At 68.9% G+C, this 25,620-nt stretch carries 21 protein-coding genes and 1 pseudogene; 12 read left to right on the forward strand and 10 right to left on the reverse strand.

Annotated elements, in window-relative coordinates:
• Positions 1-3 precede the first annotated feature (3 nt).
• On the reverse strand, positions 4-1,005 hold the full coding sequence (locus NBRGI_RS06875) for a methylenetetrahydrofolate reductase (protein WP_081877950.1): 1,002 nt from the start codon (positions 1,003-1,005) through the stop codon (positions 4-6).
• A gap of 105 nt (positions 1,006-1,110) precedes the next feature.
• Between NBRGI_RS06875 and NBRGI_RS06880 the strand changes: the two genes are divergently transcribed.
• The 4 genes from NBRGI_RS06880 to NBRGI_RS06895 all read left to right on the forward strand — a co-directional run bounded on the left by NBRGI_RS06880 (position 1,111) and on the right by NBRGI_RS06895 (position 6,713).
• Complete coding sequence (locus NBRGI_RS06880; RefSeq protein WP_029893648.1) at positions 1,111-2,262, forward strand: polyprenyl synthetase family protein; 1,152 nt, start codon at positions 1,111-1,113, stop codon at positions 2,260-2,262.
• 72 nt (positions 2,263-2,334) lie between these two features.
• Complete coding sequence (crtI, locus tag NBRGI_RS06885; protein ID WP_036557749.1) at positions 2,335-3,927, forward strand: phytoene desaturase family protein; 1,593 nt, start codon at positions 2,335-2,337, stop codon at positions 3,925-3,927.
• Positions 3,928-3,990: 63 nt separating this feature from the next.
• Complete coding sequence (locus NBRGI_RS06890; RefSeq protein ID WP_370627697.1) at positions 3,991-5,694, forward strand: alpha-(1->6)-mannopyranosyltransferase A; 1,704 nt, start codon at positions 3,991-3,993, stop codon at positions 5,692-5,694.
• Complete coding sequence (locus NBRGI_RS06895) at positions 5,691-6,713, forward strand: phytoene/squalene synthase family protein (protein WP_029893654.1); 1,023 nt, start codon at positions 5,691-5,693, stop codon at positions 6,711-6,713. Before NBRGI_RS06890 ends, NBRGI_RS06895 begins: the two co-directional genes overlap by 4 nt.
• Before the next feature lie 36 nt (positions 6,714-6,749).
• Here the strand turns inward: NBRGI_RS06895 and NBRGI_RS06900 are convergent, their stop codons facing one another.
• Positions 6,750-7,118, reverse strand: coding sequence for an Rv2175c family DNA-binding protein (locus NBRGI_RS06900; protein WP_029893656.1), 369 nt, complete (start codon positions 7,116-7,118; stop codon positions 6,750-6,752).
• Positions 7,119-7,279: 161 nt separating this feature from the next.
• Here NBRGI_RS06900 and pknB point away from each other — a divergent pair, with 161 nt between their 5' ends.
• Positions 7,280-9,220, forward strand: coding sequence for a Stk1 family PASTA domain-containing Ser/Thr kinase (gene pknB / locus NBRGI_RS06905; protein WP_029893658.1), 1,941 nt, complete (start codon positions 7,280-7,282; stop codon positions 9,218-9,220).
• Positions 9,221-9,276: 56 nt separating this feature from the next.
• Here pknB and NBRGI_RS06910 read toward each other — a convergent pair whose 3' ends face one another.
• Together NBRGI_RS06910 and NBRGI_RS06915 are read right to left on the reverse strand one after the other, a co-directional pair.
• Complete coding sequence (locus NBRGI_RS06910) at positions 9,277-10,209, reverse strand: undecaprenyl-diphosphate phosphatase (RefSeq protein WP_029893660.1); 933 nt, start codon at positions 10,207-10,209, stop codon at positions 9,277-9,279.
• Between the two features lie 219 nt (positions 10,210-10,428).
• Positions 10,429-11,814 (reverse strand): class II 3-deoxy-7-phosphoheptulonate synthase, encoded by a 1,386-nt coding sequence (locus NBRGI_RS06915; RefSeq protein ID WP_029893662.1) that lies wholly within the window; start codon positions 11,812-11,814, stop codon positions 10,429-10,431.
• Between the two features lie 157 nt (positions 11,815-11,971).
• Here NBRGI_RS06915 and NBRGI_RS06920 point away from each other — a divergent pair, with 157 nt between their 5' ends.
• Entirely contained in the window at positions 11,972-12,466 is a 495-nt protein-coding gene (locus NBRGI_RS06920) for a polyadenylate-specific 3'-exoribonuclease AS (protein ID WP_029893664.1), read from the forward strand.
• A 57-nt stretch (positions 12,467-12,523) separates the two neighbouring features.
• Here NBRGI_RS06920 and qcrB read toward each other — a convergent pair whose 3' ends face one another.
• From qcrB to ctaE, 4 genes are all read right to left on the reverse strand, one after another.
• Positions 12,524-14,146 (reverse strand): cytochrome bc1 complex cytochrome b subunit, encoded by a 1,623-nt coding sequence (gene qcrB, locus NBRGI_RS06925; RefSeq protein ID WP_029893666.1) that lies wholly within the window; start codon positions 14,144-14,146, stop codon positions 12,524-12,526.
• Positions 14,147-14,219: 73 nt separating this feature from the next.
• A complete protein-coding gene (gene qcrA, locus NBRGI_RS06930; RefSeq protein WP_014983117.1) occupies positions 14,220-15,428 on the reverse strand; it encodes a cytochrome bc1 complex Rieske iron-sulfur subunit in 1,209 nt (402 codons plus the stop codon).
• 17 nt (positions 15,429-15,445) lie between these two features.
• Positions 15,446-16,309 carry a cytochrome bc1 complex diheme cytochrome c subunit gene (qcrC, locus tag NBRGI_RS06935; protein WP_162836657.1) on the reverse strand — a complete coding sequence of 288 codons (864 nt, stop codon included), beginning with the start codon at positions 16,307-16,309 and terminating at the stop codon, positions 15,446-15,448.
• Between the two features lie 59 nt (positions 16,310-16,368).
• Positions 16,369-16,980 (reverse strand): aa3-type cytochrome oxidase subunit III, encoded by a 612-nt coding sequence (gene ctaE, locus NBRGI_RS06940; protein WP_029893672.1) that lies wholly within the window; start codon positions 16,978-16,980, stop codon positions 16,369-16,371.
• A gap of 215 nt (positions 16,981-17,195) precedes the next feature.
• Between ctaE and NBRGI_RS06945 the strand changes: the two genes are divergently transcribed.
• From NBRGI_RS06945 to NBRGI_RS06955, 3 genes are all read left to right on the forward strand, one after another.
• On the forward strand, positions 17,196-17,612 hold the full coding sequence (locus tag NBRGI_RS06945) for a hypothetical protein (RefSeq protein WP_029893674.1): 417 nt from the start codon (positions 17,196-17,198) through the stop codon (positions 17,610-17,612).
• Positions 17,613-17,696: 84 nt separating this feature from the next.
• Positions 17,697-18,752, forward strand: coding sequence for an anthranilate phosphoribosyltransferase (trpD, locus tag NBRGI_RS06950; RefSeq protein WP_029893676.1), 1,056 nt, complete (start codon positions 17,697-17,699; stop codon positions 18,750-18,752).
• A 230-nt stretch (positions 18,753-18,982) separates the two neighbouring features.
• The gene (locus NBRGI_RS06955) at positions 18,983-19,273 is read left to right on the forward strand and encodes a hypothetical protein (protein ID WP_029893678.1); all 291 of its coding nucleotides are present in this window, start codon (positions 18,983-18,985) and stop codon (positions 19,271-19,273) included.
• Between the two features lie 4 nt (positions 19,274-19,277).
• On the opposite strand, the gene NBRGI_RS06960 is transcribed toward NBRGI_RS06955, so the two are convergent.
• On the reverse strand, positions 19,278-19,553 hold the full coding sequence (locus NBRGI_RS06960) for an Lrp/AsnC family transcriptional regulator (RefSeq protein WP_014983111.1): 276 nt from the start codon (positions 19,551-19,553) through the stop codon (positions 19,278-19,280).
• Between the two features lie 35 nt (positions 19,554-19,588).
• A pseudogene (locus NBRGI_RS43500) lies at positions 19,589-21,759 on the reverse strand (DEDD exonuclease domain-containing protein).
• A gap of 620 nt (positions 21,760-22,379) precedes the next feature.
• Between NBRGI_RS43500 and NBRGI_RS06970 the strand changes: the two are divergent.
• The 3 genes from NBRGI_RS06970 (at position 22,380) to NBRGI_RS06980 (ending at position 25,496) form a co-directional block, all read left to right on the forward strand.
• Positions 22,380-22,949, forward strand: a complete 570-nt coding sequence (locus NBRGI_RS06970; protein WP_029893681.1) for a C40 family peptidase — start codon at positions 22,380-22,382, stop codon at positions 22,947-22,949.
• Positions 22,950-23,208: 259 nt separating this feature from the next.
• A complete protein-coding gene (locus NBRGI_RS06975; RefSeq protein ID WP_036557755.1) occupies positions 23,209-24,237 on the forward strand; it encodes an NlpC/P60 family protein in 1,029 nt (342 codons plus the stop codon).
• A gap of 263 nt (positions 24,238-24,500) precedes the next feature.
• Positions 24,501-25,496 carry a hypothetical protein gene (locus tag NBRGI_RS06980; RefSeq protein WP_029893685.1) on the forward strand — a complete coding sequence of 332 codons (996 nt, stop codon included), beginning with the start codon at positions 24,501-24,503 and terminating at the stop codon, positions 25,494-25,496.
• Positions 25,497-25,620 lie beyond the last annotated feature (124 nt).

The raw sequence follows: 25,620 nt of genomic DNA on the forward strand, positions 1-25,620 counted from the left end.
GGGTCAGGCGCTGATCGGCGCGGCGGTGACGCCGTAGCCGAGGTTGGTGAGCACCTCGGTGGTCGCCTTGGCGAAGTTCAAGGTGATGAAGTGCAGGCAGGGCGCGCCCTCATCGATGAGCCGCTGGGCCATCTCGGTGGCGATCTCGATGCCGGCCTCGCGGACCGCGGCCGGGTTGCCGTCGGGGGCATCGCCCGCGGCCTTGTGCAAGCGCGCCAGCACCGCGGGTGGCAGCGTGCGGCCGCAGAGTTCCTCGGCCCTGGCCACCGTGCGCAGCGAGGTGATCGGCATCAACTCGGGAATGATCGGTTTGGCGCCCTCGACCGGATCGAACTTCCGCACACGATCGCGCAGCCGCAGGTAGTGCTCGACGTCGAAGAACATCTGGGTGATCGAGTACTCGGCGCCCGCACGCAGTTTCGCGGCAAGGAAGGCGGTGTCGGAGTCGAGGTCGGGCGAGCGGTGATGGCCCTGCGGGAAGGAGGCGACACCGACGTGGAAGTCGCCGAGATCGCGCACGATGCGCACCAATTCCTCGGCGTACTCGACACCTTCGGGATGGCGCTGCCAGGCGCCGAGCGGATCGCCCGGCGGATCGCCGCGCAGCACCAGGATGTTGCGAATCCCGGAGTCGGCGTAGGAACCGACCAGCGAACGCAATTCGGCCACGCTGTGCTCGACGGCGGTCAGATGCGCCACCGGCAGCAGGGTGGTCTCCTGCGCCAGCGCGCCGGTGACCCGCACGGTGCGGTCGCGGGTGGATCCGCCCGCGCCGTAGGTCATCGAGACGAACGCCGGATGCATCCGCTCGAACTGGCGCACCGCACGCCACAGCCGCGCCTCGGCGGGCGCGTCCCGAGGCGGATTGAACTCGACGGAGAACGGCACAGCGGTACCGGAGTGCGTCCGCAAACTCTGTACCACCGAGGGTGTCGCAGAGACGTTCGGCTGCGTCCGGGGCGGACCGCCAGGGGTCGAGCTGCCCCGCGCATTGTCGAAAGTCACCGATCCAGTGTAGAGGTGAGCTGCGGTAGCCCCGACCGGTCGGCCGCCGACCGCCGCGTATTCTCGCAGCGAAGAGGGTGTGAGCGAGCGCCCGGCAACCCGACCTTGGAGGCCACGCTGTCTGCCGGAACCGGTACCCAGACGCCGCACCGCACCTCGGCGGCCGAGCTGATCGCGCCGATCCCGGGGACGCCGGCCTTTGTCGCGGCCGTGGAAGGCGCGCTGACCAGGTTCTTCGCCGACCGCCGGGCGACCGTCGAGGAACTGGGCCCGATCTTCGTCGAGGCCGCGGACGCGCTGGAACTGTTCGTGCTGCGCGGCGGCAAACGCACCAGGCCCGCGTTCGCGTGGACCGGCTGGCTCGGCGCGGGCGGCGACGCCGCGGGCCCGGACGCCGCCGCCGTGCTGACCGCGTGTGCGGCCCTGGAACTGGTACAGGCGTGCGCGCTGATCCACGACGACATCATCGATTCCTCGCGCACCCGCCGCCGCTTCCCGACGGTGCACGTCGACTTCGAAAACCGGCACCGCGACCGCGGCTGGGCGGGTGATTCCGCTCACTTCGGCGCCAGCGTGGCCATCCTGGTCGGCGACCTGGCGCTGGCCTGGGCCGACGACATGGTGCACGCTTCCGGGCTCGAACCGACGGCGATCGCCCGGTTCGCCCCGGTGTGGGCCGGCATGCGCACCGAGGTGCTCGGCGGCCAGCTGCTCGACATCAACGGCGAGGCGGGCGGCGACGAGTCGGTCGAGGCGGCGCTGCGCATCAACCGGTACAAGACCGCCGCCTACACCGTCGAGCGTCCGCTGCACCTCGGCGCGGCCATCGCCGACGCCGACGCCGACCTGGTCGCGGCCTACCGCACCTTCGGCACCGATATCGGCATCGCGTTCCAGCTGCGCGACGATCTGCTCGGCGTCTTCGGCGACCCCGCGATCACCGGCAAACCCTCCGGCGACGATCTGCGCGAAGGCAAGCACACGGTGCTGCTGGCGGAGGCCCTGCGTCGTGCCGACGAGTCCGACCCGGCGGCCGCGAAACTGCTGCGCACCAGCGTCGGCACCGACCTCGACGCGGACGAGGTGGCCCACCTGCGCACGGTGCTCACCGATCTCGGCGCCGCCGACGAGGTGGAGCGCCGGATCGCCGAGCTGACCGACGCGGGCCTGGCCGCCATCGAGACGAGCACCGCGACACCAGCCGCGAAGGAACAATTGCGCGCCATGGCCTTGGCCGCGACCAAGCGCACCGCGTGAAAGTAGCCGCGGCACCGGCCGATCGGGTACACCTGGTCGCGTCGATCGTTGCCCGGCACCGAGGAGAGTTACATGACTGACGTGAAAACCGTTGCCGGACCGACGGATCGCGTGGTCGTCGTCGGAGCGGGACTGTCCGGACTGTCCGCGGCCCTGTATCTGACCGGCGCCGGACGGCAGGTCACGCTGCTCGAACGGGCCGATCACCCGGGCGGCCGGGTCGGGCGCTACCAGGGGGCGGACTACGAGATCGACTCCGGCGCCACCATTTTGACGCTGCCCGAGCTGGTCGCCGACGCGCTCGCCGCGGTCGGCCGCACACCCGAGACCTGCAAGCCCGCGCTGCGCATCCATCAGCTCGCGCCCAGCTACCACGCCCGCTTCGCCGACCGCACCGAACTGCGGGTGTTCGCCGACGCCGACGCGATGGCGGCGGAGGTCGCGGCGGTCTGCGGCCCCGCCGAAGCCCGGCGCTATCGGCGGCTACGGGACTGGCTGGCCCGGATCTACGCCGCCGAGTACGCCGAATTCCTGGACACCAACTTCGATTCGCCGCTGGACCTGGTGCGACTGCCCGAAAAGCGCCGTGCCCTGGCGACTTTGGTGCGCCTCGGCGGGTTCGGCAGGCTCGGGCCGCGGGTCGGGCGCTTCCTGCGCGACCCACGACTGGCCCGGCTGTTCACCTTCCAGGCGCTGTACGCGGGCCTGCCGCCCGCCGCGGCGCTCTCGGTGTACGGCGCGATCCCGCACATGGACACCTCGCTCGGCGTCTACTTCCCCGAAGGCGGCATGCGCTCGATCGCGGCGGCCATGGCCGAGGCGTTCACCGCGGCGGGTGGCACGCTCGAACTCGGCACCGAGGTCACCGGCGTGGACTACACGCGCCGGCGCGCCACCCGGGTCCGCACCGCGGACGGCCGTGGCTTCGACTGCGACGCCCTCGTACTCACGGTCGATCTCGGCACCATCGACCGGTTCGGCGTGCGCCGCCGCCGCGGCCTGCGCGCCGCGCCGTCGGCCGTGGTCGCGCACGGGACGGTGCCTGCGGCGCTCGCGCGGACCTGGCCGGTGCAGGCCCATCACATCATCGAGTTCGGGCAGGCGTGGCGGCAGACCTTCGCCGAGATCACCGGACGGCGCGGCCGCGGACGGCTGATGAGCGATCCGTCGCTGCTGCTGACCCGTCCCGCGCTCACCGACCCCGGGCTGCACATCACCCGGGCCGACGGTGCGTACGAACCGCTGTCCGTGCTCGCCCCGTGCCCGAACCTCGACTCGGCCGCGCTGGATTGGCGTCGCATGGGACCCGCGTATCTGCGCGAGGTGCTCGGGGTACTGGAAGCACGCGGCTACCACGGCATCGCCGAGCACTTCACGGTCGACCATGTGGACACTCCGCACACGTGGCAAGCACAAGGAATGCTCGCCGGAACTCCCTTCTCCGCGGCACACGTGTTCCGTCAGACCGGGCCATTTCGCCCGCGCAATTTTCCGCATGGCAGCGACAACGTGGTTATCGCAGGTTGCGGCACCACCCCCGGGGTCGGCGTGCCGACGACACTGCTGTCCGGAAAACTGGCGGCAACCCGGATAACCGGTGAACAAGCCCCAGCTCGAGATGAAACCCCGAGGACCAGCGGGATAGGGTTCGATGCGACGCCGTAAACTAGGCGCCGACCTATTCACTCGCGGTTGCGACCGCTGACCACTCGGGGGGACCGACACCAGATGGCATCCCCCGAAACGCGCGCCGCAAAGGCCACAGTGACAGATATCGACGGCCACGCACCGAAAACCGCAGCGCAGCGCGAATCGGCCGCCACCGACACGTCGGGTGTGCGGTCCTGGATGCGTACCAGTGCCGTCTTCCTGCGCACCCCCGAGGGACACGCGGCGCTGCTCGGGTTCTACGGCGCGATCATGATCACCCTCGGCGGGTTCGGCGCGGGCAGCACCCGCAAGCGCGACCCGCTGCTCGAGGCGCTACACCTGTCCTGGCTACGTTACGGCCACGGCTACGCGCTCTGCACGATCGTGATCTGGATCGGCGTGCTGCTGATGATCACCGCGTGGGTCCGGCTGGGCCGCGCCACGATCGGCAAGGGCGACAGACCCGATACACCCGTGACGTTGAACGAACTGCGGGCCATCGTCGGAATCTGGATCACCCCTCTGCTTTTCGCGGTGCCGATGTTCAGCCAGGACGTCTACTCCTACCTGGCGCAGGGCGCACTGCTGCGTGACGGTTTCGACCCGTATGTCGACGGCCCGGTGAAGAACCCCGGCGTGCTGCTCGACAACGTGAGTCCCGTCTGGAAGAACACCACCGCGCCCTACGGGCCGATATTCCTGCTGCTCGGTCGCGGTATCACCAGCATCACCGGCGAGAACGTCGTCGCGGGCACCATCGCGATGCGGCTGGTGATGCTGCCCGGCCTCGCGTTGATGATGTGGGCGGTGCCGTATCTGACCAAACACCTCGGCGGCAAGCCGACGGTCGCGCTGTGGCTCGCGGTGCTCAACCCGCTGGTGCTGATCCACCTGTTCGGCGGCGTGCACAACGAGATGCTGATGGTCGGCCTGATGTGCGCGGCCATCGCGCTGGTGCTGGAGCGCCACCACGTCGCGGGCATCGTGGTGCTCGCGATCGGCGTGGCGATCAAGGCGACCGCCGGTGTCGCACTGCCGTTCCTGGTGTGGATCTGGATGCTGCACGAACGCGAGCGGCGCGCCGCCCAGCGCACCCGCCGCGAGCCGGACCAGTTACCGGAGAGCGAACGCCCGCACGATGCCGCGGAACCGACCGAGGACATGCCGCACCCGGCACTGATGTTCGCCAAGATCGCCGGACTCGGCCTGAGCGTGTTCGCGGCGGTGTTCGTCGCGGCCTCGGCCATCGCGGGCGTGGGCATCGGCTGGCTGACCGCGCTGTCCGGCTCGAAGAAGATCATCAACTGGCTCTCGCTGCCGACCATCATGATGCACATGGTGGGCTGGGTGACCACCCTGGACGGCGGCAAGGTGCTCAACGTGACCCGGCTGCTGTGCATGCTCGCGCTCGTCGCGCTGCTCGCCTGGACCTGGTGGCGGTTCCGGCACAGCGAGCGCGAGGCGGTGTTCGGCATCCTGATCGCCTTCGTCGCGATCGTCATCCTTTCCCCCGCCGCACTGCCCTGGTACTACTCGTGGCCGCTCGCGCTGGCCGCCGGATTCGCGCTGTCCACCACGACCTTGATGGTGCTGGTCGGATTGTGTACCTGGCTGATGCTGGTGTTCCAACCCGACGGCTCGATCGGGCTCTACTCCTTCGGGCATGTCGCGGCCGCGACGTTCGCCGCCGTGGTGGCGGCCATGTCGTTGCGCAAGGTCGACCCGCTGCGTCTGCGGGCCGCGGCACCGAGCACCGAACCGGCCACGCCCGCCCGGACATGACCGGTTTCGCGCCGCCCGCGGTCGAGCACGCGCGGCGCGGCACGGCCGCCGAACTCGCCGTGGCGTATCGCGCGTGCCGGCAGATCGCGGCGCGGTACGGACGCACCTATTTCCTGGCGACCCGGCTGCTCTCGGCCGAACGCCGACCGGCGATCCACGCGCTCTACGCGTTCGCCAGAGTAGTGGACGATATTGTCGACCACACGGAAAGCGGTGCGGTGCAGCGGTTTCCGGGCGACACCGGATGCGAGGGGAATGCGCTCGCCCCGGCGGCGCAACTCGACCTGATCGAAGATCAGCTGCGCGCGCTGCTGGACGGCACCGCCGCCGCACCGGATGCCCTGTCGCACAAAGCCTTCGAAACGCACCGTCTGGCGCTGCTCGCGCTGGCCGACACCATCGATCGCTACGACATCGCGGCAGGGCATTTCTGGACGTTCCTCGACGCGATGCGGATGGACGTGCCCGGCACCGCGCGGTTCCGCGACCGCTACGCCACGATGACCGAACTCCGCGAGTACATGCGCGGCTCGGCCGCCGCCATCGGACTACAGGTGCTGCCGGTGCTCGGCACCGTCGTCCCGCTCACCGAGGCCGAACCCGCGGCCGCGGCCCTCGGCGAGGCGTTCCAGCTCACCAACTTCCTGCGCGACGTCGCCGAGGATCTCGACCGCGGCCGCATGTATCTGCCCGCCGACGAACTCGCCCCCTTCGGCGTAGACCACGATCTGCTCACCCACTGCCACCGCACCGGGCACACCGATGCCAGGGTGCGCCGCGGGCTCGCCCACCTGATCGCGGTCAACCGGGACATCTACCGCCGCGCGGACGCGGGCATCGACCTGCTGGAACCCCGCGTGCGGCCCGCGATCCGCACCGCCTCGCTGCTGTACGCGGGCATCCTCGACCGCATCGAGGAGTCTGGCTACGCCGTGTTCACCCAGCGCGCGGTCGTCCCACGGCCACACCGCCTGCGCGTCGCCGCGACACAGTTCGCCACTGCCCTGGCCGGACGCTGACGCCCGGCCGGGCCGTGCGCACGCCTGCGCGGCCGGTCAGAACGGATCGGCGGCCGCTCTGCGGACCACCTCGCGGGCGAGCGGGCCGTGCAGGGCGTCGATCGGCTTACCGGGCAGGCTGTCGTCGTCGGTGAAGATCCACTGCAGGATCTCCTCGTCGGTGTATTTGGCGTCCTTCATCACGGTGATCAGGCCCGGCAGGGGCTTGACCACCGCGCCCTCCTTGTCGAAGAACCGCTCGGGGACACCTGCCACGCCGTCTCGGCGGATGGCGAGCAGTTGGTGGTCGCGCAGCATCTGATGGACGCGGGTCACCACGAGCCCGAGCCGGTCGGCCACCTCGGGCAGCGGCACCAGCGCCACGGACTCCGGAAGAACATCATCGCTGCAGGGAAATGCACTCACGCCGATAACGGTAGACCGTCCGCCACCGCACGTCGTGAGACACCCGGGCGCGTTTCGCCGATACCATCGTGAGGGCCGCACGGGGCGGTCGATCGCTTGTGGGCGCAACCGCGAGGGGTGAGAACTTTGTGAAAGCCGGAGGACATCAATTGATCGGCCAAATGCTGGAAGGGCGCTATCGCATCGATGCGCCGATCGCCCGCGGTGGCATGTCGATGGTCTTCCGGGGGGTCGATACCCGGCTGGATCGCCCCGTCGCCATCAAGGTGATGGATCCGAAGTTCGCCGGTGACCCGCAGTTCCTCACTCGATTCGAGTTCGAGGCCCGCGCGGTCGCCAAGCTCAAGCACCCGTCGCTGGTCGCGGTGTACGACCAGGGCGTGGACGGCGAATATCCGTTCCTGATCATGGAGCTGGTGGAGGGCGGCACGCTGCGCGAACTGTTGCGCGAGCGCGGCCCGATGCCGCCGCACGCGGTGCGCGCGGTGGCCGAGCCCGTGCTCGCGGCGATCGGCGTGGCGCACAGCGCGGGGCTGGTGCACCGCGACGTGAAGCCGGAGAACGTGCTGATCTCCGACGCCGGCGAGGTCAAGATCGCCGATTTCGGCCTGGTCCGCGCGGTGGCGGCGGCCAACACCACCTCGGCCAGCGTGATTCTCGGCACGGCCGCGTACCTCTCCCCCGAACAGGTGACCAGCGGCACGGCCGACGCGCGCAGCGACGTCTACTCGTTCGGCGTGCTGATCTTCGAACTGTTGACCGGGCGCGTCCCGTTCACCGGCGATACCTCGATCTCGATCGCCTATCAGCGGATCGAGAACGATGTGCCGAGCCCGAGCCGATTCATCTCCGGCGTGCCGCCGGAGTTCGACGAGCTGGTCGCGAAGGCCACCGCGCGCGAGCCGGCGCATCGGTTCGCCGACGCGAACGAGATGGCGGCGGCGCTGCGGCAGATCGGCGCGAAGCTGAACCTGCCGCCGTACCGGGTGCCCGCGCCGCAGGAGTCGGCCGAGCACCTGAGTGCCAGTTACAAGGTGGCCACCCCGGCCGCCCAGCAGCCCGCCGCGACTCCCGCGCCGCCGTACACGCCGCCGACGGTGCAGCACACGCGCGTGGTCACCGCGCCGCGCCCGCGCGCGGACTACGGACCCGACGGCTACGACGAGCAGCCCGTACGCCAGCAGCACGCGTCGGCCCCGTACCAGTCCTACGCACCGGATCCCAGCAGGTCGCGGCGCACTGCGTGGATCTGGATCGCCGTCGTGGCGATTCTCACGCTGGTGGTCGGTGCCGGCGGCTGGTGGCTCGGGTTCGGCCGGTTCTCGCCCGTGCCCGCGATCGCCGGACTCGACACCGACCGAGCGGTCGCGACCTTGCGGGATGCCGGATTCGAGACGGAGTTGCGGCAGAAGGCCTCCGACACCATTCCGGTCGGCGGCGTGGTCGGCAGCGACCCCTCCGCCGGATCACGGATCACCAAAGGGTCGACGGTCGCGGTACTGGTCTCCAGCGGCAAACCGAAGGTGCCGGACCTCAATCCCGGTGACGACATCTCGAAGGTCAATCAGCTGATCCGCGACGCGGGCCTGCAACCGGTGGACTCCGGCGAAGAAGGCAATCCCGCGCCCAAGGGCACCCTCGCCAGGGTCGAGCCCGGCCCCGGCACCGTGCTGCCGACCGGCGCGCAGGTCAAGGTGTACCGCAGCAACGGCGCGAAGCCGATCAAGGTGCCCGACGTGCGCGGCAAGACGGCCGACGAAGCGGTGAAGCTGCTCACCGACGCGGGCATCAAGGTCCGCGACCGGCAGACCAAATTCGACAAGTCCGTCGAGGCGGACAAGGTGATCGGCACCGATCCGGTCGCCGGGACCACCGTCCAATCCGGCAGCGGCGTCACCCTTTTCGTCTCCAACGCGCTCAAGATGCCGAACCTGATCGGGTCGAGCGTCGGCAACGCCAGATCCAAGCTGGAAAGCCTCGGCCTGCAGGTCGAGGTCAAACAGCTCACGCCCACCGACGGCTCGGTGGTGATCGGCCAGGTGCCGGGGATCAGCGCGAACGTCGAGCCGGGATCCACCGTCCAGCTGACGGCGCTGCCCTAGCGCGACAACAGACTTCGGCTGTCGCGATCGCCGCGCTGCTCGAACGACATACGGAATCAGAGGAATCGGACGATCGATACCGTTCCCGCGACCAGGCAGTAGACCGCGAACGGGAGCAGGGTGCGGGTCCGGAAGTAGCGCTCCAGGAAGCGCACCGCCAACCACGACGACACTCCGGAGACGATCGCGCCGACCAGCACCGGCCCGCGGATTCCGGCGGTGTCCGGCCCGGCCAGCTCCGGGATCTCCATCAGGCCCGCACCCAGGATCGCCGGAGTGGCCAGCAGGAAAGCGAATTTCGCCGCCTGCTCGTGCTGCAGGCCGCGCCACAGTCCGCCGACCATGGTCAGTCCCGCTCTGCTGAATCCGGTCAGCAATGCGCCGACCTGAGCGAATCCGATGGCGAGGGCGTCCTCCGGCTCGAGCGCGGCCAGGCGTCGATCCGACCGGCGCTTACGGGCTTCCGCGGTGCGCACGCCCGCCCGGCCGTGCAGCGCGAAGCTTCGCCCGTACTGTGCGAGCGTCGGCTCGTTGCGGCGGCGCAGCCCCTCGCCGATGATCAACACGATGCCGTTGAGCACCAAAAAGATTGCGGCACAGATCGGCGCCGCGAACAGCACGTGCAGCGGATGTTGCAGGAACGGCCCCAAGGCCGCGATCGGCAAGCTGGCGATCACGATCAACAAGGCCAACCGCTGGGCGACCGTTTCGGCCCGGCCGGTGCGCAGCAAGCCGGCGAAGCCGACGGCGATGGCCCGCCAGTCTCGCCAGTAGTAGCCGAGCAATGCCACCGCGGTCCCCACGTGCAAGGCCACCACGAAGGCCAAATACGGTGTGCCCGTGCCGGACTCGCCTTGATCGACCAGCCGCTGCCAGTCACCGCCGAGCCACGCCGCGAGCAGCACCGAATGCCCCAGGCTGGAGATCGGGAACAGCTCGGTGACCCCCTGCACCACACCGATGACCGTCGCTTCGAAGTAAGTGAGCATCGCGAAGAGTTTCGCACGGCCACAGCGACCTGGATCACCCGCCACGCCTCACGACCGATATGCCCGAATGGCCTATCTCCCAGCGACTTTCGTGCGCCGGCGCAGACTACGTCACGGCGCTGCAGGCGCTCCCGCAGATGATCCGGAAACGTCGGCGGGGCAGCACAATAGCCGGAGGGGACGTACCCGGACGGGTACGTCCCCTCTGGAAAGCCTTGTTCAGCGCAGCATTTCGGCGACCAGGAACGCCAGCTCCAGCGACTGCTGGGTGTTCAGGCGCGGGTCGCAGGCGGTTTCGTAGCGACCGGACAGGTCCAGGTCGGAGATGTCCTGGGCGCCGCCGAGGCATTCGGTGACGTCCTCGCCGGTGAGCTCGATGTGCAGGCCGCCCGGGTGGGTGCCGAGCGCGTGGTGCACCTCGAAGAAGCCCTGCACCTCGTCGACGATGCGGTCGAAGTGCCGGGTCTTGAAACCGGTGGACGCCTCGTGCGTGTTGCCGTGCATCGGATCGCACTGCCAGATCACCTGGTGGCCGGTGGCCTGCACCTTCTCGATGATGGGCGGCAGCACGTCCCGGACCTTGCTGTTGCCCATCCGGGACACGATGGTCAGCCGGCCGGGCTCGTTGTTCGGATCGAGCCGCTCGACGTACTCCACGGCCTGCTCGGGCGTGGTGGACGGGCCGATCTTCAGGCCGATCGGGTTCGCGAGCAGTTCGGCGAGGGCGATATGCGCGCCGTCGAGCTGCCTGGTCCGCTCGCCGATCCACAGGAAATGCGCGGACAGGTCATAGAGCACCGGCTCGCCCGCCGCGTTCTCGCTCAGCCGCAGCATCGCCCGCTCGTAGTCGAGGACGAGCGCCTCGTGGCTGGCGTAGATCCGCGCCGACTTCAGGCTCGGGTCGTTCACCCGGCAGGCGGTCATGAACGCGAGACCGCGGTCGATCTCCTCGGCCAGCGCCTCGTAGCGCGCACCGGCGGGCGACTTCGCGACGAAGTCGCGGTTCCAGTCGTGCACCTTGTGCAGGTCGGCCATGCCCGCACCGGTCAGCGCGCGCACCAGGTTCATCGCGGCGCTCGCGTTGGCGTACGCGCGCACCAGCCGCGACGGATCGTGTTCGCGCATCGCGGCATCGGCGACGAGCGCGTTGACCATGTCGCCGCGGTAGGACTTGAGCCCGAGCGAATCGGTGTCGGAGGAGCGCGGCTTGGCGTACTGCCCCGCGATCCGGGCCACCTTGACCACCGGCATGCTCGCGCCGTAGGTGAGCACCACCGCCATCTGCAGCAGGGTTCGAATGTTGCCGCGGATATGCGGCTCGGTGTTGTCGGCGAACGTCTCCGCGCAGTCACCGCCCTGCATGAGGAACGCCTCGCCGCGGGCCACCTCGGCGAGCTGTTCGCGCAGCTCCTCCACCTCGGCGGGCACGCAGATCGGCGGCACGCTCTCCAGCACGGTGCGCATCACCGCCGCCTGCTCCGGATCCCACGACGGCTGCTGTAGCGCAGGGCGGGCCAGCGCTTCGTCCAACCGCCTGCGCAGCTCCGTGGGCAGCGGCGGCAGTTCCGGCAGGCGATCGATGGGTACGTCGACGGTCCAGTTCACTCGTTCAGAATACGGACCCTTCGGACGGCCGTGATACCCACCATAGGGGTGGTGACCACCACCACCCTGCCCCGATACGAATCCGGCGCCCGCCCCGCTTAGGGTGATTGACCGAGACATATCCGGGGGCAACACCGAACTGCGGAGGAGTAGAGCGATCTCGCTTCGATATTTTTACGACTGCGAATTCATCGAGGACGGGGTGGTCATCGACCTGGTCTCCATCGGTGTGGTCTGCGAGGACGGCCGCGAATATTACGCGGTGTCCACCGAATTCGACCCGGGCCGGGCCGGGCCGTGGGTGCGCAGGCATGTGCTGCCGCAGCTGCCGTCCCCGTCCTCGCCGCTGTACCGCAGTCGCAAGCAGATCCGCGACGAGCTGTACAAGTTCCTGGTGCCGCGCTCGTCGGTGGTGCCCGAACTGTGGGCCTGGGTCGGCGCCTACGACCACGTGGCGCTGTGCCAGCTGTGGGGCTCGATGGTCGACCTGCCCAGCGCGCTCCCCCGCTACACCAATGAACTGCGCCAGCACTGGGACGCGCACGGCCGCCCCGAACTGCCCCCGGTCCCGCCGGACGCGCACGACGCCCTGGCCGACGCCCGGCACAACCTGGCCAAGTTCGAAGCCATCGAAGCGGCGCGCCGGCGCTGACCGCGAACGACAAAGGCCCCGAGTCGGATCCGACTCGGGGCCTTCGTTTTTCAGCTGTCAGTGGCTGTGCTTGCCACCGTTTTCGAGCTCCTGGCGCTGCTGCAACACCGCGAGCTGGCGGTGCTCCTCGGCGTGCTCGATCTCGAAGTGCTTCTCGCTCTCCTGCCACGGGTCGGGCCGCAGGAAGCTACCGGTGCCCGGCTTGCCCGCCGAACCCAGCTTGTTCATCTTCTTCGGGACCGGAGCGCCCTGGTACTCCAGCGGCAGCGGGTGGCCGTGGTCGTCGACCGGGCCGAGCGGCTGGTGCACCTCGATGTACTCACCGTGCGGCAGCCGCTTGATCACACCGGTCTCGATGCCGTGCTCGAGCACCGCACGGTCACTGCGCTGCAGGCCGATGCAGAACCGGTAGGCGACGAAGTACGCCACCGGCGGCACCACGAGCAGACCGATGCGACCCATCCAGGTGGTCGCGTTCAACGAGATGTCGAACTTGAGCGCCAGGATGTCGTTGACGCAGGACAGCGTCAGCACCACGTAGAAACCGATCGCCATGGCGCCGATCGCGGTACGGACCGGCACGTCGCGCGGGCGCTGCAGCAGGTTGTGATGCGAACCCGCGTCGCCGGTGAGCCGCTTCTCGATCCACGGGTAGGCGATCAGGACGGTGAACACCAAGCCCATGATCAACGCGACCCAGAACACCGCGGGCACGGTGTAGCGACCCAGGTACAGCTCCCACGGCGGCATGAGCCGGGCCAGGCCGTCGGTCCACATCATGTAGAAGTCCGGCTGCGAACCGGCCGACACCTGAGACGGGTTGTACGGGCCCAGGTTCCAGATCGGGTTGATCTGGAAGACGCCGCCCATGATGCCGACGATGCCGAGGGTGAACGCGAAGAACGCGCCCTGGTCCGCGGCGAACACCGGCACGATGCGCGCGCCGACCACGTTGTTCTCGGTCCGGCCCGGGCCGGGGAACTGGGTGTGCTTCTGGTACCAGACCAGCGCGACGTGCGCGGCGATCAGGGCCAGGATGATGCCGGGGAACAGCAACACGTGCGCGATGTAGAGACGCGGGATGATGATGTCGCCGGGGAAGTCACCGCCGAAGATCAGCCAGTGCAGCCAGGTGCCCGCGATCGGCACGCTCATCGTGATACCGCCGAACGCGGCGCGCAGGCCGGTGCCGGACAGCAGGTCGTCGGGCAGCGAGTAGCCGAAGAAGCCCTCGAACATGGCCAGGATCAGCAGCAGGCAGCCGATCACCCAGTTCGCCTCACGCGGCTTGCGGAACGCGCCGGTGAAGAAGATGCGGAACAGGTGGATGATGATCGACGCCGCGAACAGCAGCGCCGCCCAGTGGTGCACCTGGCGCACGAACAGACCGCCGCGCACCTCGAAGGTGATGTTCAGCGACGACTCGTAGGCCCGCGACATGGTGACACCACGCAGCGGCTGGTACGCGCCGTTGTAGACGACCTCGGTCATCGACGGATCGAAGAACAGGGTCAGGTAGACGCCCGACAGCAGCAGAATGATGAAGCTGTACAGCGCGATCTCACCGAGCAGGAACGACCAGTGGGTCGGGAAGACCTTGTTGATCGACCGCTTCATGAACGCGGCGGCGCGATAGCGCTCGTCCGCCTCGTTCGCCTGAGCTGCAACGGAAGGGCTCATGACTGCACCTCGCTGGCGCTCGGTTCCGTCATGTGCCCTGCACGCTGGCACATGATTCGCTCACTACGTTCACTCATGAACGACGCTCCCAGAAGGCCGGTCCGAGCGGCTCGATGTAGTCGCCGTTGGCGACCAGGAAGCCCTCGGAGTTGACGGTGATCGGCAGCTGCGGCAGCGCGCGGGCGGCAGGACCGAAGACCGGCTTGCCCCACTCGGTCGCCAGGAACTGCGACTGGTGGCAGGGGCACAGGATCTTGTTGGTCTGCTGCTCGAACAGCGATGTCGGGCAACCGAGGTGGGTGCAGATCTTCGAGTAGGCGAAGTAGTCGCCGTAGTTGAAGCTCTCCTGACCCTTGCGCTTGATCGCCTTCTGCGCGTCTTCGGTGCGCAGGCGAATCAACATGACCGGGTTGCGGATACCGCGCAACGACTGCAGGGTGGCGTGCTCGTCGCCGCGCCACTTCTCTTTCCAGGGGAACACCGTCTCCATGGCGCCCGCGTCCAGATCCTCGGGACGCACCAGCACGATGTCCTCCGGGCGACCGGTGTCGCGCCGGATGTAGATGGTCTCGCCCTCGTAGTCGGGGGTCCAACCGGACACCCACAGCGGCGACTTGTCGCCCTTGGCCCACGGGTTCTTCACCATGCCGCCGACGAACACCAGCAGCGCGCCGATGCCGAGCACACCGACGCCGGCACCGGCGGTGCGGGTGATCAGCTTGCGGCGGGCGAGCGTGGAGGTCTCCAGCGCGTCACTGAGTTCGGCGACCAGCGTGCGGCGCTCGACCTCGGGCGACGGGCCGTCGTGCCGGTCCTGGATGGACAGCTCGGCCGGGATGAACAGCTTGCGGATCAGCACCACCGCGATGCCGATGACCAGCACCGAGACACCGAAGGTGATACCGACCAGCGGCGTGAACAGCGAGTAGGCGGCGTGGCCGTCTTCTTTGTTGGCCTTGAACTCCCACGGCCAGAACAGGAACACACCGACCAGCGCGGCCGCGGCGATCCCGGACACGGCGAACCAGAACGCGACCGCACGCTCGGCCCGCTTCTCGGCGCGGGTGCCCGGCACCGGGAACCGCTCGCGCCGGTAGGCGACGTCGACACCGTCGCGCTCGGTGCCGAGCTTGACCAGCTCGTCGCGGCTCATCGCGTCGAGTTCGGCCTCGGTCGGCTCCGTCAGCGCATGGCCGTCAGTCTTGGCCACATGGGCGCCGGCCCCTGTGACCTGCTCGTTCGACGGCTCGACGCCGTCGTGGCCCTCATCCGGCCGACCCACGTTAGGCTCCCTCTCAGTCATGACCTAGAACCGATCCAAATCGCGGCACCCACGACCAGCGTGATGCCGACCACCCAGATGACCAGACCCTCGGTCGCGGGACCGAACCCACCGAGATCCCAGCCGCCGGGGGCGCGCTCTTCCTTCGCGTTCATCACGTAGGCGATGATGTCGCGCTTCTCTTCCGGGGTCAGCTGCCGATCGGAGAACTTCGGCATGTTCTGCGGGCCGGAGATCATCGCGTCGTAGATCTGCTGCTCGTTGGCGGGCTCCAGCGGCGGCGCGAACTTACCGGAGGACAGCGCACCGCCGCGGCCGGTGAAGTTGTGGCAGGACGCGCAGTTCATGCGGAACAGCTCGGAGCCGCGGGCGATGTCGTCGCCACGCAGGGACTCCTGGGCGATCTCGCCGTTCGCGTCACGGACCACGCTGGGGCCGCCGCCGTTGGCCGCGACATACGCCATCAGCGCGTCGGTCTGGTGCTCGTCGAACTTGGCGGGCTTGCGCTGCGCCTGGGCCTCGTTGCGGGCCATCGGCATGCGGCCGGAGGAAACCTGGAAGTAGACGGCGGCTTCGCCGACGCCGATCAGGCTCGGGCCGCGGTCCTGGACACCCTGCAGGTTCGCCCCGTGGCAGGTGATGCAGGACGTGTCGTAGAGCTGATTGCCCTCGCGGATCAACGCGGACTTGTCGTCGTTCGCGGTCGCGAGCTGCGGGTTCGGCGTCAGGGCCGCCGCGAGGAAGCCTGCTCCGACGAGGCCCACCAACAGCGCGAGGCCGCCCGCGATGCGACGGCGAACGCGGCGCTGCCTGCGCGTCTTGCTGGCCTCGCCGTTCCCTTTGCTTTCGGGCGCTGGCGCTGACGGGGGAGATGAACTCATCTGTGTCCCTTTGGAGTAGACGGAACCGACGTGTGCAAAAGACTGGGGTATCGCCCGGGTCAGCGGACGAAGTAGATCGTGGCGAACAACCCGATCCAGACGATGTCGACGAAGTGCCAGTAGTACGAGACGACGATCGCGGCGGTGGCCTGCGCCGGGGTGAACTTACTGACCTTGGTGCGGATCAGCAGGAACACGAAGGCGATCAGACCGCCGATGACGTGCAGACCGTGGAAACCGGTGGTGATGTAGAACACCGAGCCGTACGAGCTGCTCGAGATCGAGGTGCCCTCGTGGACCAGGTTCATGTACTCGTAGCCCTGGCCGCCGACGAAGAACGCGCCCATGATCAGCGTGATGACATACCAGCGGCGCAGGCCGAACACGTCGCCACGCTCCGCCGCGAAGACACCCATCTGGCAGGTGAACGACGAGGCGACCAGCACGGCGGTGACCGGCACGGCGAGCTTCAGGTTCAGCTCGGTCGGCTCCGGCGGCCAGTTGCCGTGGGCCTGGGCGCGCGCGACGAAATACATCGCGAAGAGGCCGGCGAAGAACATCAACTCGCTGGACAGCCAGATGATGGTACCGACGCTGACCATGTTGGGCCGATTCAGCGAGTGCACACGCTGGGTTATGGCCGATCCGGGGGTCCCTACTGCGGTCGTCACGGGGGTAAGTATGACTCGTCGTAGTACGACACAAGTACCCGGGTGCGAAACTTGTGTCTCCGTGTCGGAAAACCCACGGACAGACAGGCTCTCGACCTGGGCTCGGCGTGTTGGAGATCGTTTCGCCGGACGGCCGGGGTGAGCACCGGATGTCGCCGGGTGACGCCCGCACAGCATGACAGGCAGTACTGAGTAAAAGCTGAGATGGAGGCGATGTGGCAGCGGGGATATGGCGCCGATGGTTCGGGCGCCGCGGCACGGCGACACTGGACCCGAGCCGGGCCGATCTCGTGGTGGTCACCGCGAGTTTCGATGACGCCGAAGCCTGTTCGGCGGCGCTGGCCCGCGCGGACGGCTGGACCGCCGACGCGCCCGCAGTGCTGCGCCATCACCTGCGGATCCCGGCCGAACAGGTCGAGACGGTGTGCGCCATCGCCGCGCAGGACGGCTACGCGCCCGCGCCCCGGGTCGGCGGCCCGGGCACCGACCCGCTGGAAAACCTGATCTTGCAGCGGGTCCAGGTGCTCGACGCGCTGCACTGCTCGCAGGAACGTTCCCGGATGGCCGGTTTGGCCCAGCGGCACGACGGCACCGCCGACGGATGGGACGCGCTGCAGCCGCGGCCGGTTTAAGCGCGGGCTTCCCGGCAAGGGGGCACAGTAAGCTTCTTCGCGACGAACTGGTGCCTGAACCAGTGTGAACGGGAGTAAGAGAACATGCGTAGCTGGCCACAGGTACTCGGAACCCTCGCCGACGGCGGCGACCTGGCGGCGGCCGACACGGCATGGGCGATGGACGAGATCATGTCGGACAACGCCACCTCCGCTCAGATCGCCGCGTTCGGTGTCGCGATGAAGATCAAGGGCCCCACACCCGCCGAACTGGCCGGCCTCGCCACCGGCATGCTCGAGCACGCGCGACTGGTGCACATCGACGGGGACGCGGTCGACATCGTCGGCACCGGCGGGGACCGTTCCGGGTCGGTGAACATCTCCACCATGTCCTCGATCGTGGTCGCCGCGGCCGGGGTGCCCGTGGTCAAACACGGCAACCGCGCGGCCTCCTCCAAGAGCGGCGGCGCCGACGTGCTCGAGGCACTCGGGGTGAAGCTCGCACTCGGGCCGGAGTCCGTCGCGCGGTGCATCCGTGAGGTCGGTATCGGCTTCTGCTTCGCACCGGCGTTCCATCCCGCGCTGCGGTTCGCGGGCGCGGCCCGCAAGGAGATCGGCATTCCCACCGTCTTCAATGTGCTCGGACCGCTGACGAACCCGGCCCAGCCGCGGGCCGGACTGATCGGCTGCGCCTTCCCCGACCTGTTGCCCGTGATCGCGGGCGTGTTCACCGAGCGCGGCGGCAGCGCGCTGGTGGTGCGCGGCAACGACGGGCTGGACGAGATCACCACCTCCGACACCACCGCCGCCTGGGTGGTCTCGGGTGGACGACGTCGCGAGACCACCATCGACCCGACCCGGCTCGGCATCCCGCGGGTCGATCTCGCCGCGTTGCGCGGCGGCGACGCCGAGGTCAACGCCGGGGTCGCCCGCGATGTCCTGGCCGGCAGCACGGGCCCGGTCCGCGACGCGGTCCTGCTGAACTCCGCCGCGGCCATCGTCGCCTACGACTTGTCCCAGGGCACAGTCGATTTCGACACCGACGTGCACGACGCGCTGGCCACCGGCCTGACCCGCGCCGCCGAGGCCATCGACACCGGTAACGGAGCCGCACTGCTCGAGCGGTGGGCCAAGCTCACCGTCACCCTCGGCGACCGCTGACTTGTCGGTCACTTGATCAGGTAATGGTGGTGGACGGCGCTCGGCCGCTGCCGCCACCGTTACCCGGCGATCGCTTGTCCAGGGGTGCGATTTGGTAGCTCCTGGACATAAAGCCTGTTCAGCGGGCTAGGGTGGGAATGGAGCCGGCGTGGTCGCGACGAGCGCACGGCGCATCAGCGGCTCACTCGGCGAACGTCGGGCATCTCACTTCGGAGAGTAAGGAGCACGGCATGAAGCGCAGCTGTTCCGTACTACTGGGCGTGCTGGCGACAGCGGGATTCGTCACCGTGGCGCCGACCGCATCCGCCATCCCGGGCACTCTGTACATCAACGGCACACCGTACGCCGACCCGTCCGGTTGCATGATGGTCGGCGACGGCGCTCAGATGTCCATCGAGAACCACACCGCGGGCACGGTGACCGTGTTCACCCGCGCCGACTGCGACGGCGGTGACGTCACCGGCGTGCTCGGGGCAGGCGAAATCGCCACCTACCCCGGCAAATCCGTGATCGTGGGCTGAGGCGCTACTCCCCCAGCGAGAACCCGGCCTCCACATCGGCGCTCGAATACGACTTGAACGCGATATGCGTGATGGTCCGCGCGACGCCGGGCGTCTTGTCGATCCGTCCGGTGACCACGTCGGCGATCTGCTCGTGGTCGCGCACCCGCACGATCGCGATCAAATCCACATCGCCTGCGCACGAATACACCTCGGCGACCCCTTCGGTATCCGCCACCGCCTGCGCGGTCTCCGGAATACGCCCGTTGTCGGCGTCGATAAGCACGATCGCGGTAATCATGGGATCAGCGTAATGCGCACCACTCCCCGCCCCCGTCACCGCTCTTTGTACTCCTCCTCCACCGACCGGCTCCGAGCCGCGACATCCGCCACCTCCGCCCACCCCAACCAGCGCCCCGCCCCATACATCGGCTCCCGATACCCCTCCGTACTGCGCACAATCCGCACCCCCGCCCGCGCCAACCACCGCGCCACCAACGCCGCCTCCTCCGGCGATGCCCCCCGCAACGGCGGCACATTGATCGACACCCACTCCCCCGCCTCCTCGGAACCGGGCACATCGGCGGTCGCATCGACCTGGGACGTCGAACCCGGAGCGGCCGATGCTCCTTCGGAGGAAGAGGTTCGGACCGGCGTCGGCGGCACCATGGCCGTGGTCCGGCCGCCGGCAGAGACCGCGCGATCCGCAGGCGACTGAGCTGCGGCGGCCCGGTTCCTGGCGTCGGATCTCGGCCGGGCCGTGGGGATCGGGGGTTCGGCGGCGGGCGACGCCGCTTCAGCACCGGGCACTTCGGCGGACGGACCGGAAGCCGGGGTTACACGGTGCGCTGACGACTGGACCGCGGCGGCCCGGTCCCTGGCGTCGGATCTCGGCCGGGCCGTGGGCTGCTGGGATTCGGCGGCCGGTAGAGCGACGTCGACGCCGTGCGATTCGGGGGGCGCTCCCCCTTCAGGGATTACGGTTTCGGCGGCGGCTACGAGGTGTTCCACCACGGGCATGGGTGGGACGCCACGGGGGCGGCGCCCGCGGCGGCGAGGCGGCCGTAGCGGATGACGGAGAACTCCCAGCCGCCCGCACCGTCGGGATGAGCGGTGACGAGTTCGGCGATGCGGGCGACGGCGGCGAGGCGCTGGGTGCGGTGCAGGGCGCGGATCACGGCGACGGTGCGGTCCCGCAGCCGCGCGGCGGCCTCGAAATGCTGGGCGCGGGAGTGGGTTTCGATGCGGTCGAGCATGGCGCGGACGGGCGCGTCGGAGCGTCCGGCGAACAGGGCGCGCACGAGCGCGGGCGCGGGCGCGTATTCCTCTGTATTAATAGGAGTCCCTGTCACGGCGGCGGGACAGCCGCCGACGACCGCGGGCGGGCACTCGTGCGTCCCGCGCCGGGGCAGGCGGGTACTACAGGTTCGCAGGCCGGTGAATTCGGCGATGATCAGCGCCAGGTCGGCGGCGTCCATCCGAGAGTTGAAGGGCCCCAGTGCATCTCGGTTCGGCGTGCGAACGACGGCGAACCGCGGGAACGGTTCGTCGGTGAGCGTGAGCCACCAGGCCCGCTTGGGAAACTTGGAACGCCGGTTGTAAGGCGGCGTGTGCGCGACGAGCAGTCGCAGCTCCCGCACCCCCGCCTCGAGGGCGTGCGCGCAGACCACGTGGTCGACCCGGGTGGCGAGGGCGACCATTTCTTTCATCCGCCCCCGGGTTTCCGATCCGGTGAAGTAGTTGCGTACGCGACGGCGCAGATTCACCGCCGTGCCGATGTAGAGGACTTCGTCGGACGGCCCGCGGAACAGGTAGACGCCGGGCGCGGTGGGCAGGTCCGCGGCCAGGAAACGCTTGGCGCGCTGGCGGGGTGTGACGTCGGGCAGGTAGTCGACCAACTCGGTGAGGCTGTGCACCCCTTGGTTGCCGACCCGGCCGATGAGCGCGTGCAGCACGTCGACGGTCGCGCGCGCGTCGTCGAGGGCGCGGTGCGTCGGTTGCGTACTCGCGCCGAGCAACTGGGCGAGCACGCTCAACCGGACCGAGGGCGCCTCGTCCCGGCCGAGCACGCGCCGGGCCAGCTTCACTGTGCACAGCACCGTCGCGGACGGCCACACCGTCTCGCACTGGGCCGCGGCGGCCCGCAGGAACGCCATGTCGAACCGCGCGTTGTGCGCGACCAGGACCGCGCCCGCGGCGAATTCCAGGAATCCGGGCAGCACGGCGTCGATCTTCGGAGCCGCGTACACCATCGCGGTGGTGATGCCGGTGACCTGGACGATCGCGGGCGGCACCGCCCGTCCCGGATTGACCAGCGTCGCGAACTCGCCGAGCACTTCGCCGCCACGCACCTTGACCGCGCCGATCTCGGTGATCGCGTCGGCGCCGGGACTGGTGCCGGTGGTCTCCAGGTCGACCACCACGAAGGTGGTGTCGTAGAGGGGCGTGTCGAGGTCGTCGAAGACCAACTGCTGAGCTGCGGCCTTGCGCGGAGCGGGGACGGACACGGGCTGGAGCGTAGGCGGTGGGTCCGACAAGGACGGGCTCGCGCAGCGGCCCGCTTCCGCGCACGCGAAAGCCACAGAGAATGTCCGAATTACTCTGTGGGGATTTCGTTTTGTTACCCATGAAACGATCTAGAAAGCCGAAAAGTGGCGTAGATCACATTGTTGCATAAACCGTATCAACGGGTCTGGCGTGTCCAACCGCCCGGGCGCGCCGTCAGCGGCGTGCTGTGACCGATCACAGCGAGACTGCCGACCGACCAGTCTCGAAGCTGGAGATGTCCGCGATATGAACGCGACGACCTGGGGGAATGTCCAATTCGTACACACTCCGCCAACCCATGGACGCGCCGAAGCGGACCACGGTAGCGACCCAGACGCTCGACGGAGGGAGCGCGCCGTTATCTTTTCGTGATTGCTGGGACATATCTCACATTGATTAAGCGGAAATTCACACACGCGCACACAATTCGCCGAAGTCCGACTTTACAAACCACCGTGATGTGTTCGTAACCTTTTCGAGACCTCACGGAGTCCGCCGCACCGAACCCGGTGCGAACGACACGAAGTCCGCGGCACCAGTCAGGGTGCGGCGTCGTGGGGCAGATTGGGAGTACCGCATCATGACGACCGAATCCGTCAAGCGACAGGCGCAGCGTGCCTTCGCCGCCGGGGCCGTCGGCGCTGCCACCATCGGCGCTTTCCTGCTTCCGGCCGCCCCCGCATCGGCTCAGCCGGTGACCATCCCCGGCGTCGGAACCTTCGAGGTGCCGAACGAGATCCAGATCCCCCAGGGCATCCCCGGCATCGAGCTGCCCGCGCAGCCGCTGCCTTTCGTCGCCCCGAAGAAGACCATCGGCGAAGAGGCCCTCGACGCCGCCATGACCAAGATCGGCGCCCCGTATGTGTACGGCGCCGCGGGCCCGAACGCCTTCGACTGCTCCGGCCTCGTGAAGTGGGCCTACGCGCAGGCCGGTCTGGAGCTGCCGCGCACCAGCGGCGCCCAGCTGTCCGCCGGCAGCCCGGTCTCGATGGACGACCTGCAGCCGGGCGACCTGGTGTCGTTCTACGGCGGCGGCCACTCCGGCCTGTACGCCGGTGACGGCAACGTCGTGCACGCGTCCACCTCCGGCACGCCCGTGCAGGTGGCGCCGATCTCCTCGATGCCCATCGCCGGAGCTCGACGCTTCTGAGAAACCGCTGGTAGGGCCGTACGTTGCGGCCCTACCCCCGGACGGCGGCCGTGATCGTTTCGTTCTCTACTGGACACAGACCCAGGCCGTTCCGTAACCTAATCGAGACCTTCTGGATTTACCCGAGGCACGCGGTCGGCAAACCTCCGTTTCCCGGAAGGCGTTGCGTCGGTTCAACCAGATCGAGAGAACAGGGGCACGGCAGCCTGTGGCAGCACACCGGAGACAGGGCACGCTGAGACTCGACACGAAACGTCTGGTGGGTGGCGCGTTGGCGGCCGGAGTACTGGCCACCACCACCATCTACGGCGCGGGCCCGGTCGGCGCCGATCCGGTCGCCCTACCCGCGACCGCCGCCGACGCCGTGCAGCGCATGATCGACCTGTCCCGCCAGTCGGAGCAGCTCAACGAACAGGCGCTCAACGCCCAATCCGACTTGGACACCAAACTCGGGTTGCAGCGCGAGGCCGATGCCAAGCTGGCCGCCAGCACCGATCAGGTGAACCGGGCCCGCGACGAAGTCCGCAAGTATCAGCCGATCATCGACCGCACCGCGATCGCCGCCTATCAGGGCGCGCGCACCAACCGGTTGTTCGCCGTCCTGGTCAGCGATTCTCCGCAGCAGCTGCTCGACCAGATGTCCACGCTGGACGTGCTCGCCGCGCAGACCTCCGATCAGCTCGCGCTCTACAAGAAGGCCACCGACGCCGCCGAGGGCGCGGAAGCCGACGCCCGCCGCGCCTCCGACGAGGCCCGCGCCGCCGCCGACAAGGCCGAAACGGTGCGCGGCGAGCTGGAACGCAAACGCAGCGATCTCAGCGGCGCCATCGTTCAGGTGGTGCAGGCGTGGACCGGGTTGTCCGCCAAGGACAAATCCGCGCTCGCCGGCCCCGCGTTCCCGCCCGGCTTCGACCGCGACACCCTGCTGCAGGGCCTGGTGCCCGGCAGCGGCACCAGCGCGCTGGCCGCGAGCCTCACCCGCATCGGCGACCCGTACGTGTGGGGCGCGACCGGACCGCACCAGTTCGACTGCTCCGGCCTCGTCCAGTGGGCGTTCAAACAGGTCGGCAAGGATGTGCCGCGCACCAGTTCGCAGCAGGCGTCCTACGGCACGCCCGTCGCGCAGAACGATTTGCAGCCCGGCGATGTCGTGTTCTTCTACAACGACATCTCCCATGTCGGCATCTACGCGGGCAACGGGCTCATGGTGCACGCCTCCACCTTCGGTGTCCCGGTCGCGGTAGCCCCCATCAGCACTACGCCGTACCACTCCGCTCGGCGATACTGAACGACCATGAGTGGGAACGCCTACCGTCTCCCACCGCCGACCCCCGAGCGCGACCCCATCCCGAGGCGGTGCGATGAGCAGACCCAGCACGCAAATCGTGCGCGCCCCGCACATCACCCGAGTCGAGCAGCGTCGCGCAGCTGCCGCCGCGCGTGCGGTGCCGTCGAGCGCCGGCGAGGTCGAGCGGTGATCGAACCCGATGCGCGAACCATGTGCCACCGCACCTGTCGCGGGGTGAAACCCGGTGTCGGCGAGGGAGAACCATGAGCGGCGCGCGACGGTTGCGCGCGTGGTGGTCGGCGCGGCGGCGCTTCGAATTCGTTCTCACCGTCGCGATGGTGGTGGCGCTGACTGGGTTCTGTGGCGCGCTGGTGTTGTTGCCGAACACCGCGCTGCCCAGACCGCAGACTGCGCAACAGCACGAGGCGGTCGGTCAGGCCACCGCCACCGACCCGCGTCTGGCCGAAATCCGGCGCAGCATCGAACCGTTCGGCACGATCGTCGCGCATCCGGTGCCGACCGGCGACGGGCAGCAGTCCCTGGTCGTCGGCCATCCGGCGCAGCGCATCGAAATGGATGTCCTGGAACAAGCACTCGGCGCGGCGACCACCGCGGTCACCGATGTGTGGGGGCCGGGCTGGCCGCAGTCGACCGTGGTCGTCGTCGCCTCCTCTGCCTCCGAGTTCGCCGGGCTGGTGCACGCGGGCGCCACCATGTCCGCGGAGGTCGCCGCGGCTTCGGTGGCCGACCCGTACATACCCGGCACCCCGCCTACCGGTCAGCGCATCGTCTTCAGTCCGGACGCGGGCCGTCGCCTCGATCCCGAGGGCCTGCGCACCCTGCTCCGCCACGAACTCACCCACATCGCCACCCGCGCCGAAACCCGGGACGGCGCACCGTTGTGGATGTTGGAGGGTTTCGCCGACTACGTCGCCCACCGCAACCAGGGCCATCCGTTCACCGACGTCGCGGCGAGCCTCACCGCCCGCGTCCGCCTGAAGGCCCTACCGTCCGACCTCCCGGCCGACGCCGACTTCACCGGCCCCAAAGCCGCCGCGGCGTACGAGCAGGCGTGGTCCGTCTGCGCCTTCGTCGCCGACAGATACGACCAGCCCCGCCTCGTCGAGCTCTACCGCCGCCTGGCCGCCACCCACCAGACCCCGGCCACCGAAGACGACATCCTCCGCACCGTCCTGGGCACCTCCCGCCCCGACTTCGTCGCCGCCTGGCAAGCCTGGCTCACCACCCAAGTCAACTGATCACGCGATCAGGAGGAATTGGTGGCGTTCGCCTCTCGCGCGATGCCGCCACCGTTTCCTCCTGATCAGCTGACCAATCGGGCCGCCGCGCGCAAGGGCGGCCCAGCCAACCCAGTAGGTTGTT

It is taken from the genome of Nocardia brasiliensis IFM 10847 (assembly GCF_000710915.1).
Classification (GTDB): domain Bacteria; phylum Actinomycetota; class Actinomycetes; order Mycobacteriales; family Mycobacteriaceae; genus Nocardia; species Nocardia brasiliensis_A.

Coding starts and splice junctions, on each gene's coding strand:
- crtI (WP_036557749.1), top strand. CDS start 2,335: ATGACTGACGTGAAAACCGTTGCCGGACCGACGGATCGCGTGGTCGTC.
- NBRGI_RS06890 (WP_370627697.1), top strand. CDS start 3,991: ATGGCATCCCCCGAAACGCGCGCCGCAAAGGCCACAGTGACAGATATC.
- NBRGI_RS06895 (WP_029893654.1), top strand. CDS start 5,691: ATGACCGGTTTCGCGCCGCCCGCGGTCGAGCACGCGCGGCGCGGCACG.
- pknB (WP_029893658.1), top strand. CDS start 7,280: ATGCTGGAAGGGCGCTATCGCATCGATGCGCCGATCGCCCGCGGTGGC.
- NBRGI_RS06910 (WP_029893660.1), bottom strand. CDS start 10,209: ATGCTCACTTACTTCGAAGCGACGGTCATCGGTGTGGTGCAGGGGGTC.
- qcrB (WP_029893666.1), bottom strand. CDS start 14,146: ATGAGCCCTTCCGTTGCAGCTCAGGCGAACGAGGCGGACGAGCGCTAT.
- qcrC (WP_162836657.1), bottom strand. CDS start 16,309: ATGAGTTCATCTCCCCCGTCAGCGCCAGCGCCCGAAAGCAAAGGGAAC.
- trpD (WP_029893676.1), top strand. CDS start 17,697: ATGCGTAGCTGGCCACAGGTACTCGGAACCCTCGCCGACGGCGGCGAC.
- NBRGI_RS06955 (WP_029893678.1), top strand. CDS start 18,983: ATGAAGCGCAGCTGTTCCGTACTACTGGGCGTGCTGGCGACAGCGGGA.
- NBRGI_RS06960 (WP_014983111.1), bottom strand. CDS start 19,553: ATGATTACCGCGATCGTGCTTATCGACGCCGACAACGGGCGTATTCCG.
- NBRGI_RS06970 (WP_029893681.1), top strand. CDS start 22,380: ATGACGACCGAATCCGTCAAGCGACAGGCGCAGCGTGCCTTCGCCGCC.
- NBRGI_RS06980 (WP_029893685.1), top strand. CDS start 24,501: ATGAGCGGCGCGCGACGGTTGCGCGCGTGGTGGTCGGCGCGGCGGCGC.